Genomic DNA, 2,113 nt, shown 5'->3' on the forward strand with positions numbered 1-2,113 from the left:
ACCGCGATGAGGGATGTTCCGTGGCAGACGGTTGCCGTGTTGTCCATGACCGCTCCGACAATCTCACCAAGCTCAGACCCGAGAGCCTGGGCTTCACAATTCGTTGAGCTCCAGCCGTACATCAGGGGCTTCTTTGCATTGGCGAGCATCTGTGCGGTATACTCGATTGCCTCGTCGTAGGTGATCTCTTTCCAGGATCCATCTTCCTGCCGCATGCGGGGGCGGGTAATACGGTCCTTTGCCTGGGAGTGGAGGAATTTTTCAGCTCCGATGGCGCATGCATTATATACTTCGAGCAGCTGCTTTCCATCATCACTGACGACGACCTCGAGGTCGTCGCAGAGCGTTCCGCAGAACGGACAGATAACATCAGTTATAGTCTTGGTCATGCCTGTTCACCCTTGCATGCCTTGCGCACCAGTTCCAGTGAGCTGAGGACAGGTTCGTTCTTGGCGATATCCACCGTGACAGGTGTACCTTTAAAGGTTGGCATCCCCGTTGAGTAGGTGTCCGGGTTGACCACCATGTTCGCCCATGGACCCATGGGTATGTATGCTACACCGGGGTGGGGACCCTGGGTTGCCTCAACAGCCTTGACGACGACACTGCCATAGTCGCTGGTGACGCGGACGTTCGTATTACGGAACGCTCCCAATTTTTTAAAATCTACTGGGTCGAGTTCGATAATCCCACAGGCGGCGGTGTAGGCGGGTTTTTCCNNTTTTCCTTCCCCGCCTCCATCGACACCCCCTGCTGGATGCTGCGACCCGTGATCAAGTTCACTCTGATTGCCATTTTTATTCATCCCCTGTCTGGTATTGTATATTTATCTGGCAAGTTCTTTGAGCGGGCTTGGGCCGAGCTCTTTGATGGTCTTGACGACGTCTTCCATGACCATACCCCACTTCGCACCCTCGGATGCGGAGACGAAGGTCATTCTGAGACGCTTGTCGTCAAGACCAATGTTCTTGAGGACACTCTTCAAGAGGAACATCCTCTTTGCTGCCTTGTAGTTGCCCTCAAGATAGTGGCAATCGCCGAAGTGGCAGCCGGAGACGAGCACGCCGTCCGCCCCATCCTGGAATGCCTTCAGGATGAAGAGCGGATCCACCCTGCCCGTGCACATCACACGGATGGAACGGACGTCGGGTGGGTACTGTATGCGGGCGCCACCTGCAAGGTCCGCACCTGCGTACGAGCACCAGTTGCAGATGATGGCGATGATCTTGGGCTTCCAGTTTTCGTCTGCCATTTACTGTTCACCTCCAAGGAGGAACGCGTCAATCTGTGCGATGATCTGTGGGGTTGCGAAGTGCTGCATCCAGATGGCTCCGCCGGGGCAGAACCCTCCGCAGGTGCCGCAGCCTTTACACTTGGCCTCGGTAACCTGCATGACCTTGCGACCATTCTTCTCGACGAGCGAGAGGGCCTGGTAGGGGCACTGGTAGACGCACATTCCGCATCCTGCACACTTCTCCTCGATACACTGGGCGAAGTAAGGCTCGAGCTCCACCTCTCCCTTGTGGATCGGGATGGACGCTGCGGATGCTGCTCCCTCTGCCTGGGCGACCGTGTCGGGGATATCCTTCGGCCCCTGGCAGGTACCGGCGAGGTAGACACCGGCAGTGGTGGTACCGCACGGGTTCAGCTTCGGGTGTGCCTCGAGGAGCCAGCCGTCCTGCGAACAGGAGACACCGAAGAGCCTGCGGGTCTTCTCGGTCTCTGCGGTGGGCTGGATGGCTGCCGCGAGCACGACCATATCGACTTCCATATCGACAGGCCGACCGAGGAGCGTGTCTTCTGCATGCACGTGGAGGTTCTTGGTCACCGGGTCTTCGGTGATGTTTGCAACCCTGCCGCGGATGAACTTCGCACCCTCGTTCTGGATGCGGTAGTAGAACTCCTCGTACATCTTACCGAAGGACCTGATGTCCATGTAGAAGATGTAGGGCACCGCTCCGGGGATCTTCTCGATGATCTGGTGGGCGTGCTTGAGCGAGTACATACAGCAGAACCGCGAGCAGTACGGCTTGCCGACACCGGTCGTGTCACGAGAGCCTGCACAGAGGACAAACGCGACCCTCTTCGGGGTCTCACCGTCGCTCGGGCGGAC

3 protein-coding genes and 1 pseudogene are annotated in these 2,113 nt (G+C 57.7%); all 4 read right to left on the reverse strand.

Annotation, left to right across the window (positions count from 1 at the left end):
• Positions 1-389 (reverse strand): annotated as a pseudogene (locus tag ACI94_RS02940) (formylmethanofuran dehydrogenase subunit B); the annotation flags it as partial.
• Complete coding sequence (locus ACI94_RS02945) at positions 386-805, reverse strand: molybdopterin dinucleotide binding domain-containing protein (RefSeq protein WP_394326382.1); 420 nt, start codon at positions 803-805, stop codon at positions 386-388. The pseudogene ACI94_RS02940 and the gene ACI94_RS02945, both read right to left, overlap by 4 nt.
• Before the next feature lie 21 nt (positions 806-826).
• Positions 827-1,252 (reverse strand): hydrogenase iron-sulfur subunit, encoded by a 426-nt coding sequence (locus ACI94_RS02950; protein ID WP_286681078.1) that lies wholly within the window; start codon positions 1,250-1,252, stop codon positions 827-829.
• On the reverse strand, positions 1,253-2,113 hold an 861-nt coding region (locus ACI94_RS02955), incomplete at its 5' end, for a CoB--CoM heterodisulfide reductase iron-sulfur subunit A family protein (RefSeq protein WP_286681079.1).

The organism is Methanoculleus sp. DTU007 (genome assembly GCF_001512385.1).
Taxonomy (GTDB): domain Archaea; phylum Halobacteriota; class Methanomicrobia; order Methanomicrobiales; family Methanoculleaceae; genus Methanoculleus; species Methanoculleus thermophilus.